Below are 376 nucleotides of genomic sequence, written 5' to 3' on the forward strand. Positions count from 1 at the left end.
AGAAGCCCACGCCCGGGACCGGGGCCACGCTGATGGTCGATGCCGTGGCCACGATCCTGACCGGCGCGGGCGCGAGCGTGATGACCGAGGGGCGCGACGACGAGGAATGGCGCAAGCGCGTCACCGCCAAGCTGCGCCAGATCCCCTCGATCATCCTGATCGACAACCTGCGTGCCAAGCTCGACAGCTCGGCCGTGGCTGCCGCGCTCACGGCGCCCTTCTGGGAGGATCGCGTTCTCGGGCAGTCCGAGATGACCCGGCTGCCGATCCGCTGCCTCTGGATCGCCACCGGCAACAACCCGGAGTTCTCCAACGAGATGGCCCGCCGCCTCGTGCGCATCCGGCTCGATGCCAATGTGGAACAGCCCTGGCAGCG

At 69.1% G+C, this 376-nt stretch carries 1 pseudogene; it reads left to right on the plus strand.

The annotated features are described in order from the left end of the window. Nucleotides 1-376 (plus strand): annotated as a pseudogene (locus AB6A65_RS16710) (ATPase); the annotation flags it as partial.

Source organism: Rhodosalinus sp. FB01, assembly GCF_041365715.1.
In the GTDB taxonomy this organism is placed as follows: Bacteria; Pseudomonadota; Alphaproteobacteria; order Rhodobacterales; family Rhodobacteraceae; genus Rhodosalinus.